Annotated in this window: 12 protein-coding genes; 9 read left to right on the forward strand and 3 right to left on the reverse strand. The window is 39.1% G+C overall.

All coding sequences use genetic code 11. From position 1 onward, the window contains the following. Nucleotides 1–75: 75 nt before the first annotated feature. From KME09_16430 to KME09_16440, 3 genes are all read right to left on the reverse strand, one after another. Complete coding sequence (locus KME09_16430) at nt 76–834, reverse strand: hypothetical protein (protein MBW4535524.1); 759 nt, start codon at nt 832–834, stop codon at nt 76–78. A gap of 241 nt (nt 835–1,075) precedes the next feature. Then, the gene (locus KME09_16435; GenBank protein ID MBW4535525.1) at nt 1,076–2,092 is read right to left on the reverse strand and encodes an NgoFVII family restriction endonuclease; all 1,017 of its coding nucleotides are present in this window, start codon (nt 2,090–2,092) and stop codon (nt 1,076–1,078) included. Then, entirely contained in the window at nt 2,077–3,195 is a 1,119-nt protein-coding gene (locus tag KME09_16440; protein ID MBW4535526.1) for a DNA cytosine methyltransferase, read from the reverse strand. Before KME09_16440 ends, KME09_16435 begins: the two co-directional genes overlap by 16 nt. 161 nt (nt 3,196–3,356) lie before the next feature. On the opposite strand from KME09_16440, the gene rsmI reads away from it, so the two are divergent. The 9 genes from rsmI (at nt 3,357) to KME09_16485 (ending at nt 13,981) form a co-directional block, all read left to right on the forward strand. Beyond that, nucleotides 3,357–4,187, forward strand: coding sequence for a 16S rRNA (cytidine(1402)-2'-O)-methyltransferase (gene rsmI, locus KME09_16445; protein ID MBW4535527.1), 831 nt, complete (start codon nt 3,357–3,359; stop codon nt 4,185–4,187). Between the two features lie 105 nt (nt 4,188–4,292). Continuing rightward, complete coding sequence (locus tag KME09_16450) at nt 4,293–5,288, forward strand: hypothetical protein (protein ID MBW4535528.1); 996 nt, start codon at nt 4,293–4,295, stop codon at nt 5,286–5,288. A gap of 413 nt (nt 5,289–5,701) precedes the next feature. Then, on the forward strand, nt 5,702–6,754 hold the full coding sequence (locus KME09_16455) for a hypothetical protein (protein ID MBW4535529.1): 1,053 nt from the start codon (nt 5,702–5,704) through the stop codon (nt 6,752–6,754). 132 nt (nt 6,755–6,886) lie between these two features. Continuing rightward, nucleotides 6,887–8,077: a Coenzyme F420 hydrogenase/dehydrogenase, beta subunit C-terminal domain gene (locus tag KME09_16460; GenBank protein MBW4535530.1), complete on the forward strand. Its 1,191-nt coding sequence runs from the start codon at nt 6,887–6,889 to the stop codon at nt 8,075–8,077. A 129-nt stretch (nt 8,078–8,206) separates the two neighbouring features. Further along, the gene (locus KME09_16465; GenBank protein MBW4535531.1) at nt 8,207–9,013 is read left to right on the forward strand and encodes an ABC transporter permease; all 807 of its coding nucleotides are present in this window, start codon (nt 8,207–8,209) and stop codon (nt 9,011–9,013) included. Between the two features lie 8 nt (nt 9,014–9,021). Next, nucleotides 9,022–9,801: an ABC transporter ATP-binding protein gene (locus tag KME09_16470; protein MBW4535532.1), complete on the forward strand. Its 780-nt coding sequence runs from the start codon at nt 9,022–9,024 to the stop codon at nt 9,799–9,801. 102 nt (nt 9,802–9,903) lie between these two features. Beyond that, complete coding sequence (locus tag KME09_16475) at nt 9,904–11,886, forward strand: glycosyltransferase family 2 protein (GenBank protein ID MBW4535533.1); 1,983 nt, start codon at nt 9,904–9,906, stop codon at nt 11,884–11,886. 43 nt (nt 11,887–11,929) lie between these two features. Then, complete coding sequence (locus KME09_16480; GenBank protein MBW4535534.1) at nt 11,930–12,997, forward strand: class I SAM-dependent methyltransferase; 1,068 nt, start codon at nt 11,930–11,932, stop codon at nt 12,995–12,997. Nucleotides 12,998–13,000: 3 nt separating this feature from the next. After that, nucleotides 13,001–13,981, forward strand: coding sequence for a glycosyltransferase (locus tag KME09_16485; GenBank protein ID MBW4535535.1), 981 nt, complete (start codon nt 13,001–13,003; stop codon nt 13,979–13,981). Nucleotide 13,982 lies beyond the last annotated feature (1 nt).

Here is a 13,982-nt window from a genome sequence, read left to right on the forward strand (position 1 = left end):
AAGTATATTATTCTAAAAGATATTATCTCAGGTTTATTAATTTAAATATATTAGGTCTTTGTTAAAGTTCTTTGTTTATCGCATGGTTTGAGCATCAGGCAGATCGGCAATTTCCAATAGCCGTAAATAACCTTTGAAAAAATAGGGGATGATGCCGCAGGTTAAATCTAGAACATTTTTATCCATCCTGAGCGCCAAATCTCTCAGGGTTTGCTTGCCATTTAATAAGCGAGACATATTGGCAAAAATAAAGTCTGGCAACTGCTGCTGTAAATCTTGACCGCGATGGAGTAGAGGAGCGTGATGGGGCGAACAAGAAGCTAATCCTTTGCTCCCCCAGGTAGACCATGTTGTTTGAGATTCAAACAAAATTTGTTGGAGATTAATCGAGATTAACGACAAACTAAAGCCAGCCTTGAGTAAATAATGAGCCGAAGTAGTCTCAACACTATAATTGAGAGTTCCAGTATATTCTGCTTGTAGCAAATCAAAGAAAATTTCGGCGCTGAGATTACCAATTAAAGCCTGAACCTGTTTTCGTTGAATTATTTTTCGTTGCAGCAATACATTGAGCAAATAGTAATGAGGCGATCGCATTTCGGGCTGATATCTCAGTAGCAGTACTTCCTTATTCACTCCAGGACAATAATGATTAAAGTTTCTCCGCCAAGAACGATTGGCATGATATCCTCCTTCTGTCCACAAATACTCTCCCTGGTGAAAAAACATCTCCCACATCTGTTGCTCGTTTTGAGCTGTGATGGTCAAAATACCAGTAAATTTTTGCCGATGTAGAGAAATTAGTTGTTCCCCTAACTTACTATTTGCACTCATGAAATTTAAACCAAAGTGAGCAAAAAATTGTTTACTGCAAAATTGAACGATTAATTAACCCGTTCTAACATAGCCCATCTCAGAACGGATCAAACCAAGTTTTAAACTCAGGGTCAGACTAGTATGATCGATAGACATCTGTGTATATCTAGAAGACGGTAAGTAACTTAAAAAGGGAATCTCGAAGATATTATTTTACGGGCGATACGTATTCCTTAATTTTCGGGGAAAAAAGCACTGGCTAAAACTCAAGGTAGTATTTACCTTCATCAATTTTGTAAAACACTAGTTCGTCTGAACCATATTCTACAAGTGTTTCTTGGGTTATAGGTTCGTATTTTTTGAGAGCATCACAACGTTCCAACTTGCCTTTAAGCCACATACCAAATATTTGTAGGCTATCTTTAGAGCGAATATTTTTATAGTTAGTGCCTTGTGTTCTCATTGGTATGACATAGCCATCGTCGGTATAAGCTATAAAATCACCTTTGGGATATTCTACTTGTGAAATCAAATCTCTATTCGCTATCAACTCAATTTCATACCAAGGACGCGGTGTGACTATACCTGTCTCAGTGTTTAATCTACCTTTGCCGAAATAAGTATTCAAATTTGACTTAGGTATATCGGCTACTCTGGACAAAGGAAAAATAAATTTTGGCAGATTATTGTTCGATATAGTTTCAGGTTCGTATCTTTTTAATTTCTGCCACTTGTTTTCAATTGTTGATAAAACTTTTTTCTTGCTGCTTGAAACAATATTCCCAGCTCGATCTATTTTTATGGCGTATTCTTGTGAATATAACTCTTCCAGAAATCTAATAATCTCTTCTCGTTGCTGAGGAATTGTGACAGGTAAAGTACACTCAATATTAGTTTTTGTGCCACTAGTAGAAAAGTTAGAAGATCCGACATAAATACTTGATTCAGATTTTTGCTCAAAATAGTAAACCTTGCCGTGATAGCGTCTACCATTTGTAACATATACCCCAGAATCGTTACCGTAGCCTTTAAGTTTAGAGTTAAGCTTAATCAGAGCATCATACTTTTTCTGACTCAAACCCTCATAGAAAGCCATTCCTAGCAGCAAGCGAGAGATTCCACCAGAATTAGCAATTTTAATAAATTCTGACTTATAAGCGTTAATGATATCAAGAGATGCATAACCAGAAGCTATGGTGACGTTTGTAGCTTCTTTAAACTCTGAATCAAGCACCTTAAGAAAATTACCGCCAAAAGCAGCTAAATTGGTAAACATAATTCTGCTTTTACTTTTTCTAAATAAGGTTTGATCGCTTGGGCAAAGGGTAATATGCCAACAGGAGGGACTGAATTGCCTATTTGCCTTCTCACTTCAGTGATTGTACCTTCAAAAATAAAATCATCAGGGTAGCCAAAAAGCCTTGCTCTTTCTCGATTAGTTAGTGGTCTCGGTTCAGAATAATGATAACCCCAAGTACCGCCTCCTCCCGCAGCAATAATTGTTGTGGAAGGTTTATCAGGATCTAAACGTCGGTATACGTGGGAGATCATACCTTTGACATAATGAGGAGAATTTTGGGGAATATCTGTAAAGTTTCCCCCAGGAGGAATAAGCTTGAGCTTCTCAACAGTGCTACTTTTAATGTTTTGATGTTCATTGTTATGTTTTACTCTCTCAACACCATCAAGTGCTTTACCCGACGAAACATAATTTTCGCATTGGTGAGTTGGTTTGGGCAGATCGAAAGTACGATTTATATCTTTCCGAATACCAATAATTAATACTCGTTTCCTAAGCTGAGGCGTTCCATAATCAGCAAAATTAACTAGATAAGGTTTAGTTACGTATCCATATCGTCCCGTTAAAGAAAAATCTTCAATAATTTGTTTAATGGCTTTACCTTTGTTAGCAGTCATCAAACCTTTAACATTTTCGGCAATAAACATTAAAGGTTCTTTGAGTGAGACAAGATTGACAAAGTTTCGATATAGATTACCCCGCTCAGTTGTAATTCCCCCACGCTTCCAAATCATTGAAAAGTCTTGACAGGGAAAACCACCCAGAATCAAATCTGCGTCAGGGATTGTCGAGTAATCAATTTCTTGTATATCTCCACAAACAACGTGCTTGCCTAAATTTTTCGCGTATGTTTCACAGGCTTTTTGATCGATATCGTTTGCCCAGAGAATACGAAATCCAGCTTGACTAAAACCCAAATCCATTCCTCCACATCCTGAAAATAAAGAAACAACATTGATTTTTTCTTCAGGCTTTGGTGTTGATAGTGGTTCATCAAATATAGTTAACTGAGTCATAAATTGAGATAGTTCGGGAAAATCTTGCCTAATCGCTTTGATAGTAGTTTCAGTATTATGCAAGATCTATGACTATATAATCTACAAAATGATTCTTCCTAATATATTTTGCGATCGCGAAGCTAGTCCTTTAAGGAAGCCTAATCGTTCTACCTCAAGAAACACTGCTAATCCTAGTATGATCAGTAAACACTAGCAGATTTAAGACGGTAAGTAATTTAAAATTGGGCAAATTATATTTAGTCGGCACGCCAATCGGGAATCTCGAAGATATTACTTTACGGGCGATACGTATTCTCCAATCAGTAGATCTAATTGCTGCTGAGGACACTCGACGTACGGGTAAATTATTACAGCACCTAGCAATCTCAACGCCTCAAATTAGTTATAACGAACATAATCATCACAGCCGTATTCAAGAATTAATTAACCGTTTACAACAGGGAGCAAGTCTAGCTTTAGTTACTGATGCGGGAATGCCTAGTATCTCCGATCCTGGAGTCGAATTAGTCCAAGCAGCGATCGCCCATCAGATTACCGTAATTCCCATTCCTGGGCCAACAGCCGTAATTAGTGCCTTAGCTGCATCGGGTTTACCCACGGACAGGTTTATTTTTGAAGGATTTTTGCCCCTCAAACAAAGCGATCGCCAAGCTAGATTAGAATTATTCCGTAGCGAAACTAAAACCATTGTGCTGTATGAAGCTCCCCATCGTATCTTGAAGACTTTACAAGATTTGCTTGCCGTAGTGGGCGATCGTAGAGAGATCGTTTTAGCCAGGGAATTGACTAAAATACACGAAGAATTTTGGCGGGGAAACATCGCCGAGGCGATCGACCTTTATACAAATGAGCGTCAACCAAAAGGAGAATATACCCTGGTGATCGAAGGAGCAGCCGAAACTAGTCTAATTAACTCCCAAGCCGAATTAAAACAGGAACTACAGCAGTTATTAGCTCAAGGCATGACGCGATCGCAGGCTAGTCGCCAGTTAGCCAAACTCACTTCTTTATCTAGACGAGAAATATATCAATTAGAAATAGACGATGTTTAATTTGGCGACTAGTTAGATTCACGTACATCGAAGTACACAGATGCATTACAAACAAAAAAATCGATGTTAATTTGAATAAATCCAAATTTATTTAAATCAATATTCGTGGACAATAATAGCTTAAATCCTATTGTGATTAATGGTTTTCTGGGGTTTTGTCTAGGTCTAATGAGTTGTATACCTCAGCCTGTCATAGCAGAATCAGTGAAAGAAAATCGGACTCCAGAAAATCTAGCTCAAAGTTTGTTAACTTCGCCATCTATTGAGCCAATCAAGTCGATAATTGCCCAAAGACAATTAGACCTATCTCAATTTTGCCAAAATTATCCCTACAACTCAAAATGTTCTTCAGTAAATCCTACTAAAGAGCCAAAAAATTTAGAAAATGCCCCTGAAACAGCTCCTGTTCCACAAGCTAAAATTACCAGTGAGCAGAACAAAAGTGGTTGGGCAATTGTTCCCGAAATAAGCACTTTGGGACTTGGAGGACATGTAGTCAAAAGAATCACGCCTAATTTAAATGCGAAATTGGGCGTCAATAACTTTGGCAGGGATATTAATGTCAATGAAACAGAATATGACTATAAAGGCAACTTGAATTTGTTTAATGTTTCGACTCTGGTTGATTATCAACCGTTTAAAAACGTTGGCTTAAGACTTAGTAGTGGCTTGGTCTTTGGTAATAACAATATTCAAGGAACGGCAGACGTTTCTGAACGAGTTGCTAATGAACTAGGGACAGTGGAAATTGGCGGTCAAGACATTGATATTCGAGACCTAAATATTGAAAACTTGGCTTCTATTGATACTGATATTGAGATTAATGAAGGTGTTTCTCCCTATTTAGGTATTGGAGGTGGTAATGCCGTCAAGCCTGGTAAAGGATTCGGATTTTGGTGGGATTTGGGAGTAGTATTTAGTGGTTCTCCTAATGCCGAAGTGACGAGTAATTTTTCGACAGATATCCCTGCGGAACTTCGAGAGGAAGTGGTGGCAGCAGCCGATGAAGCGCTTAAGGATGAAGAAAAAGACCTTAATGAAGCATTAGACATTATGGGTATTTATCCAGTGTTGTCTTTCGGACTTTCCTATCAGTTTTAATCTTTATTTTCGCATATAGCTCTTAGTTCTTAGCTTTTAGCTCTTAGCTTCTTGCTCAATAACCTTATCCGAAGGTGTACCCTTTAGGGCAACGGGGGGAACACTAAAGTATTTGCCCTAAAGGATTCACTAAAGTATTTGCGAAGCTTATCCTTTAGGACTAGCTACGCGTCGCCCTACGGTCACGAAGCTTATCCTTTAGGACTAGCTTCCCTAAAGGACTAACTCCTTACGTCGCGTCGCGCGTCGCCCCCGCAACGGTTTCTTGAAGCAGTTGCTAATGGGGGAGACCCCCAAGACCGCACTGCTTCGCTTTTCGCGCTTTTAGCTATCAGCTTTTTTATTTGATTTACCAGCGCCAAAAAAACAATTAATGGTAATTTAAATAAGACTAAACTTAGCGTAATTATTTTGTGAAGACTAATAAGGTACACAGTTCCGTAATCCCAAGTTCCCTAGGATTCTGTCTAGGTTTGATTAGCTTTGTAGCCCAACCTGCAACAGCAGAATCAAAAAATACGCATCAGACTAAAGCCAATCAAGTTAAGCCAATCACTTCAATTCAACCATTAGTTTCGACTCAAGCCCAAGATTTATTATCACCATCATTTGGGAGTCAGTTTACTAGGACAACTCAAGCAAGGGAAGGATTAGCCCAAAGAGAATTAGATTTAGATCAATTTTGTCAGAATTATCCTTACAATTCTAGATGCTCAGGGGTGACTCCTTCTGCTGAACCTGGAGTAGAGAATAATCCTGTTGAGATTCCTGTACCACAAGTTGACAGCAGCACTACCGATTCCAAAAGCGGTTGGGCAATTGTTCCCGAAGTCAGTACCCTAGGACTTGGCGGGAGTATAATTCGCAAAATTACTCCTAATTTTAATGCCAGGGTAGGACTCAATGCTTTTACAACGGGTATCGATGTTAATGAAACAGAATTTGACTACGAAGGAGACTTGAATTTATTTAATGTTTCTACTCTGATTGATATTCAGCCATTTAAAAGTTCTGGCTTTAGACTCAGCGCGGGGTTAATTTTAGGCAATAATAATATCGAAGGTACGGCAGATGTTTCTGACCGAGTTGCCGATGAACTAGGGGAAGTGGAACTTAATGGAGAGAATATTGATATTCGAGACTTAAATATTGATAATTTGGCCACTATTGATGCCGATATTGATATTAACGACGCTGCTGCTCCCTATGTGGGAATCGGTGGAGGTAATCCCGTAGGAGCTGACAAAGGATTAGGATTTTGGTGGAATTTGGGAGTAGTATTTGGTGGTTCTCCTGAAGCTGAAGTGACTAGTAATTTTTCTGCTGAAATACCCGCAGAACTGCGGGAAGAGGTGGAAGCTGCTGCCGATAGAACATTAGAAAATGAAGAAGAAGATCTTAATGACGAACTAGATCTGCTAGGTGTTTATCCAGTGGTGTCTTTAGGATTTTCTTATCAATTTTAAAACCTAATTGTCTTGTTTGGAGATCTTTGATCATCATTGGCAAGTTCCATTACGAAACTTTGCAACAGTTGTACTACCAATAGCTATTGTTTTAATGTGACAGTTATTGCCTAATGAATATTTTCTTCCTCTATGACTGTTTTTCCTCACCAAAAAGCAAAAGCATTAAAACCTGGTAGTCGCCGTCCTGCGAAGGAACTCTGTAGCGAGTGTGGGCTTTGTGATACCTACTATGTGCATTATGTTAAAGATGCCTGTGCTTTTCTCAATCAACAGATTGCTGAATTGGAAATATTGGCACATGGGCGTAGTCGAGACTTAGATAATCAAGATGATCTGTATTTTGGGGTTAGCCAAGAAATGATGGCAGCTCGCAAACAACAGCCAATTGAGGGAGCGCAATGGACGGGAATCGTTAGTGCGATCGCCTGTCAGATGTTAGAACAGGGTCTAGTAGAAGGGGTCGTCTGTGTGCAAAACACCGCTGAAGATCGTTTTCAACCTTTCCCTGTCATTGCCAGAACTCCCGCTGAGGTTTTGGCTGCTAAGGTCAATAAGCCAACTCTTTCCCCTAATCTCAATGTCTTAGAGCAGATTGAGCAGTCAGGTCTAAAGCGTCTGCTGGTAATTGGGGTTGGTTGTCAAATTCAAGCTTTGCGAGCAGTGGAGCAAGAATTAGGTTTAGAAAAGCTTTATATTTTGGGTACACCCTGTGTAGATAATGTTAGTCGCCAGGGTCTCCAAAAATTTCTCGATACTACCAGCAGATCCCCTGAAACAGTTGTGCATTATGAGTTTATGCAGGATTTTCGCATTCACTTTAAGCATGAAGATGGTTCAATCGAGAAAGTACCGTTTTTTGGTTTAAAAACCAATCAGCTTAAGGATGTCTTTGCTCCTTCTTGTATGAGTTGCTTTGATTATGTTAATTCCCTAGCTGACTTAGTGGTGGGTTATATGGGTGCGCCCTTTAAGTGGCAATGGATTGTGGTGCGTAACGAAACGGGTAAAGAAATGTTAGATCTAGTTAGAGATCAGCTAGACACTCAACCAGTCATGTCCAAAGGCGATCGCCATCAGGCCGTACAGCAAAGTATTCCTGCCTACGATAAGGGTGTAACTCTGCCCATGTGGGCTGCTAAGCTAATGGGGGTGGTAATTGAGCAAATTGGGCCTAAAGGACTAGAATATGCGCGTTTTTCCATTGATTCTCACTTTACTCGTAACTATCTTAATTTAAAACGTAATTATCCCCAGAAATTAGAGCAGCACGTCCCCGAATATGCTAAAAAAATCGTCGCCCAATATAAGTTGCCAGAGTAACCAGTAGAGGTAAACATTGATTCTCGAAGATGAGCCGACAACATGAATTGAGTAAAGATAGCTAAATATTCTTGTCATGAGACAGATTAAGGAATACACTCCATACGAGATAGCTATAACAGTTAATACATGGTGAAATCTTTTTTAAATAAGCAACAAAATAGTAATTTGCTCTGGTATCGAGAGCTACTAATGGTATTGATTAGGCGCAGTCTCAAACGAAGATATCGTGGTTCTTTTTTGGGGATCTACTGGTCTTTACTCAATCCCTTGGCAATGACAGGGCTATATACGGCAATTTTTGGCGCTGTTTTTGCTAAATACTATGGTGGCTCTAATCTAAATTATGTATTAGCTGCATTTACTGGTTTGGTGGTAGTCAATTTTTTTTCCGCCTCAACGGCTATGGCTCTAAGTAGCGTCGTCGAAAATGGCGCGATGGTAAATAAAATTCGGCTACCTTTAGCGATATTTCCCTTAGCAGCTATTGGCGCAAACGTATTTCAGCTATTATTAGGTACTTTACCTTTATTAATTATTGTTACTTTAGTTATTTCTCATAGTCTGGTGAACACGATCGCTTTATTCCTACCCCTGACGGGCTTAATTTTGGTCTGTACTGGAGTTGGTTTGTTGATGAGTGGACTTTATGTTTTCTTTCGCGATCTGCCTTATTTTTATGAGCTACTGATCTTTGTTCTCTTCATGAGTTCGCCAATTTTCTATCCTCCTGACATTGTTCCAGTTACGGTCAGGCAATTTTTAATTTTTAATCCGATCTTGCCAATTATTGAAAGTATTCGTCAGATTGCTCTTTCAGGCAACCTGCCCGATCTAACCTTAATTACCCATAGTCTAGCTAGTGGTTTAATTTTAATCACTATTGGGCTAGTGGCATTTTCTCGTTGGCGTTCTCAGTTTATGGATTTGTTGTAGAGATTATGATGCAAGAATCAATTAGATTAGATGGTGTTTCCCTCTGGCGCAGAACTCAGGAAGAGTTTTCTTACGACCTGAAAAAAACAATTTTTTCCTTATTTAACGGTCAATATCGTCAGCCTGCGAAAAAAATGGTGATTGACAATATTGATTTAACCATTAATTGCGGTGATAAGGTCGGTATTATTGGCGCGAATGGCTCGGGTAAATCCACCATGCTAAAGCTAATTTCGGGTATTTTGCAGCCTACCTCGGGAACAGTACGGGTCAAAGGTGCGATTGCTCCTCTAATTGAATTAGGAGCAGGATTTGACACTGAATTGACGGTAATGGACAATATTATCCTTTATGGGGTCATGTTGGGCTATTCTCAGCTGGAGATGAAGTCAAGAGCCAAGGAAATTTTAGAATTTGCCGAATTGGAAACATACGCTTCAATTCCTGTTAAAGGTCTGTCTTCGGGTATGACAGCTCGTTTAGGATTTGCGATCGCCACTGATGTTACCCCCAATATTCTGATTCTCGATGAAGTATTGTCCGTCGGGGATATTAGCTTTAAAAATAAATGCCGTCAAAGAATGAACGAGTTTTGGCGAGATGATGTCACAATTTTACTGGTTTCTCATTCGATGGACATGATTTGTGAGAATTGCCATAAAGTTATTTGGCTCGAACGGGGACAAGTCAAGATGATTGGTCAGACTCAAGATGTGATCGATCAATATCTTGAATGTGTTGCCCCTACAGGCACAGCTTCATCTTTGCCAACTCAAGTTAATCAATAAATAACTGTAAACCCGATCGAGCTTATTAAGCTTGTTAGACAAGACAATTGGTTATTAATCGCTCAAAATTAAATTGAAAAAACCGAAAATCTCGTTTGGGCAATGGAAAATAGTAAATTCTGGCATTTAAGGTGTCAGTGGTTTAAACTCAAGCATAAATTAAATCTTATCGATGGCAATGCTATACAGCAAACAAGAGCAAAACAATCAATTCAATCAATTATCCCTAAAACACCGCTGATTAATCTTAATCGCCACACATTATTAGCATATGTTCAAAAATCGAAGCGCTATTTTCCCTATAAGTCTCAATTAAAAAAGGCAATTAGAAAAACTAGCTCGAAATTATCTTATTATGCTGCCCTCATTACTAACGAACCGAATATAAGTAATGACATCCAATATCAACGATGGCTCAGAAAACATTATCCTCGTCCCCAAGATTTTGACAATATTAAGACCCAGACTTTAGCATTAGCTTATCAACCTTTGATTAGTATTATTGTACCAGTTTATAATCCCGAGCAAAAATTCTTGGAGCAGGCGATCGCTTCTGTAGTAGATCAGATTTACCCTAATTGGGAACTATGTTTGGTAGATGATTGCTCAACTAAACCCTATGTCAAAACTGTTTTAGAAGCTTATTGCCAGCAAGATCGACGAATTAAAATAGTCTACCATCAACAAAATCAACATATTTGTCGAGCCTCCAATTCTGCTCTAGAAATTGCTACAGGAGAATATGTTGCACTGCTAGATCATGACGATCGATTAGCGCCTCATGCTTTGAGTGAAATAGTTAAGCTATTAAACCAAAATCCTGAAGCAGATTTTATTTATTCTGATGAAGATAAAATCGATCGGGAAAACATTCACCAAACTCCCTTTTTCAAACCAGATTGGTGTCCTGATTCCATGTTATCGCGCATGTATACTTGTCATCTGGGAGTTTATCGACGCTCTTTAGTACAGTCAGTAGGCGGCTTTCGAGTTGGTTTTGAAGGCAGTCAGGATTATGACTTAGTACTACGACTAACTGAGAAAACTGACCACATATTTCATCTTCCACAAGTACTGTATCATTGGCGCATTCATCCTCAGTCTACGGCTGCAAATTCAGATGCCAAGCCCTATGCTGCTCTTGCTGCCCAAAAAGCTATTCAGGAGGCGATCGCTCGTCGTCAAGAACCAGGAAAGGTGGTGATGCACCCTGATTTTGCGGGGGTATATACCGTTCGCTATGATATTTCCGACTTCAAACTAGTAAGCATTATCATTCCGACTAAAGATCTTGCCGATACTTTGGATACCTGCCTCAAATCTATCTTTGCCCAAACGATCTATCCCAACTATGAGGTAATCGTCATTGATAACGCCAGTGTGGAAATGAAAACCTCTCAATGCTTGAAATATTGGCAGCAGAAAGAGCCTCAACGTTTTCGCTCCTACTATTACGATATACCGTTTAATTATTCCCAGATCAATAATTATGCTGTGGAGCAAGCTCAAGGAGATTATTTATTATTTTTGAATAATGACACAGAAATACTTACCCCAGACTGGATTGAAGCGATGGTGGAACAAAGTCAAAGAAAATCCATTGGCGCAGTGGGGAGTCTGTTGCTATATCCCGATCTTACCGTTCAACATGCGGGGGTAATTTTAGGTATTGGTGGTGTGGCAGGACATAGTCATAAAAATTTTCCTGCTGCCGTACCAGGCTATATATCTCAATTGGTTTCAACCAATAATTACTCCGCAGTTACTGCTGCTTGTCTCATGTGTCGTAGAGAAGTATTTGAGTTAGTAGGGGGTTTTGAAACTGAATTGGCGATCGCTTTTAATGATATTGATTTTTGTCTCAAACTGATTAGTCATGGCTATCATAATGTTTACCTTCCTCACGTAGTTTTATATCACTATGAATCTAAAAGCCGAGGTTCTGAAGATACGCCAGTCAAAAAAGCCCGTTTTGCCCAGGAAATTAATTATATGAGACAAAAATGGTCGCCAATCTGCGATCGCGATCCTTGCTATAATCCCAATTTAACTAAAAAGTATGAAGACTATCGGCTCAAGATCTGATTTTGTTTAGTGATATATTTTACTGTAAATAAATTGGAGAAATATGGATGCGATCGGCAATAAAAACTATCCAGATCTAGAACAGTCTTTGTTAGATGAAAATAGTAGTTTAACCAAAATGTTGCGCTTAATTGGTAATCATAAACAGGTCGTAGATTTTGGTTGTGCGACTGGTTATTTTGCGCAGTTACTAACTCAACAACAGTGTATTGTCACAGGTGTGGAAATTAATTCAGAGGCAGCTAAAGTTGCGGAGCAGTATTGTCAAAAAGTGATAGTTGCTGACTTGGACTTTGTTTCTGTTCGGGAAATATTACCCCATCGCCAATTTGATGTTGCTATTTTTGGTGATGTTTTAGAGCATTTACGCAATCCTTGGCAAATTTTGCGAGATACCAAAGAAATTTTAACAGAAGATGGCTATGTGGTAGCTTCGATCCCGAATATTGCCCATGGAGCAATTAGGCTGGCTCTGTTACAAGGAGAATTTGAATACACAGAATTTGGCATTTTAGATAATACTCATCTCAGATTTTTTACCAGAAAAACTGTTGAAGCTTTACTAGAAAATTCTGGATATTTATTAAAAAATATTGAAAGTACTAAGTTGCCATTTTTGGCTAATAATAATTTGGTTCCTCAGATTAACATTAATGATTTTGATAGCGAGATGATCGACAGAATGCAACAAGATGAAAATATTGATACTCTACAATTTGTCGTTCGAGCTGTTCCTTGCACTGTAGAAGAAAGACTGGCGGACAGGCAAAATCGTTATGATCGGCTGCAAAAAGAGTTCCAGGCTGCACAATCCCAACTCCAGCAAAGTCAAAATACCATTGATCAATTACAATCCCAGCTTCAGCAGAGTCAGCAGATATCAGAACAAGTACAATCCCAGCTCCAGCAGAGTCAAAATACCATTGAACAATTACAATCCCAGCTCCAGCAGAGTCAGATATCAGAACAAGTACAATCTGAGCTAAAACATGAGCTTGAGCAGGCAAACGCTAACATTCAATGGATGGAAACGAGTAAATTCTGGAAGCTTAGAAGTAAGTGGTTGAAGCTCAAACTTTTTGTTAACCTGAATCGTCAAAGTAATAAGTAGATTATGGGACTTAATAAACAATCAATCAATACAGTTCATCTGTTCGTGACATCTTTAGGCAATCACTTCATGATTGAGATTGCCGAGATCTTTCATGAAGGCTTTAAAAATAATGGCGTTCAATCGCAGATTAAGGTCGATCAGCTGCCTTCTACCCACCCAAAGCCAGGACTAATTCAAGTGGTAATTGCACCGCATGAGTTTTTCAACCTATTCCTTGAACCTAAACTTCAGCCTGGCGAAAAAGTTAAAGACTTTTTAAAAGCTGTGTATGTACTTAGTGCCGAGCAACCACTTACCCACTGGTTTGAGATGGCTTGCAAGCGTGCCGCCTCTGCTAAGGGTGTATTAGATATCACAGAACATACCGCCTTAGAATATCGCCAACGGGGAATCTTTACTGTTCATGCGCCTTTAGGCTATGCCTCCTGTTTTGAAGCAGGTATCGATCCTCATAATCCACCCGATCGCCTTTTCGATCTCCTCTTCTTAGGTAGTATTTCCCGCAAGCGAGAATTATTTTTATCTCATAATGCAGCCCTATTTAACCAATATAAGAGTAATATTGTGATTACTCGTCTAGAAAAGCCCAAGTTCTCCCATACAAAAGGTTTCTTTGCCGACCACGATCGCAATCGTCTATTACGCTCATGTAAGATCCTGGTCAATGTTCACGCCAACAACAACACTTATTTTGAATGGTTACGGGTGATCATGGCGATCGCTAACGGTTGTTTGGTGATCTCCGAAACTAGCGACTATATCGAGCCACTCGTCAACGGCAAACACTTAATTATTACCGAATTAGATGACATTGCTGCCCAATGCGAATATTATCTCGAACATGAATCAGAGCGACTTAAAATTGTCAATGAAGCCTATGAATTTGTTACCCAAGAATTCAATACTAGTATTCTTTGCACATCTATCTTACAAAAACTAGAACAGCAAACTGAAAACATCGTTGAACTTCAAAGGGTATAAA

Origin of the sequence: Pleurocapsa minor HA4230-MV1, assembly GCA_019359095.1 — a bacterium.
Lineage (GTDB): Bacteria > Cyanobacteriota > Cyanobacteriia > Cyanobacteriales > Xenococcaceae > Waterburya > Waterburya minor.

Bases quoted from the DNA above. Each gene is read 5' to 3' on its own strand.
- KME09_16430 (MBW4535524.1), bottom strand. From the start codon at position 834: ATGAGTGCAAATAGTAAGTTAGGGGAACAACTAATTTCTCTACATCGG.
- KME09_16460 (MBW4535530.1), top strand. From the start codon at position 6,887: ATGACTGTTTTTCCTCACCAAAAAGCAAAAGCATTAAAACCTGGTAGT.
- KME09_16480 (MBW4535534.1), top strand. From the start codon at position 11,930: ATGGATGCGATCGGCAATAAAAACTATCCAGATCTAGAACAGTCTTTG.
- KME09_16475 (MBW4535533.1), top strand. From the start codon at position 9,904: ATGGAAAATAGTAAATTCTGGCATTTAAGGTGTCAGTGGTTTAAACTC.
- KME09_16470 (MBW4535532.1), top strand. From the start codon at position 9,022: ATGCAAGAATCAATTAGATTAGATGGTGTTTCCCTCTGGCGCAGAACT.
- KME09_16435 (MBW4535525.1), bottom strand. From the start codon at position 2,092: ATGTTTACCAATTTAGCTGCTTTTGGCGGTAATTTTCTTAAGGTGCTT.
- KME09_16465 (MBW4535531.1), top strand. From the start codon at position 8,207: ATGGTGAAATCTTTTTTAAATAAGCAACAAAATAGTAATTTGCTCTGG.
- KME09_16485 (MBW4535535.1), top strand. From the start codon at position 13,001: ATGGGACTTAATAAACAATCAATCAATACAGTTCATCTGTTCGTGACA.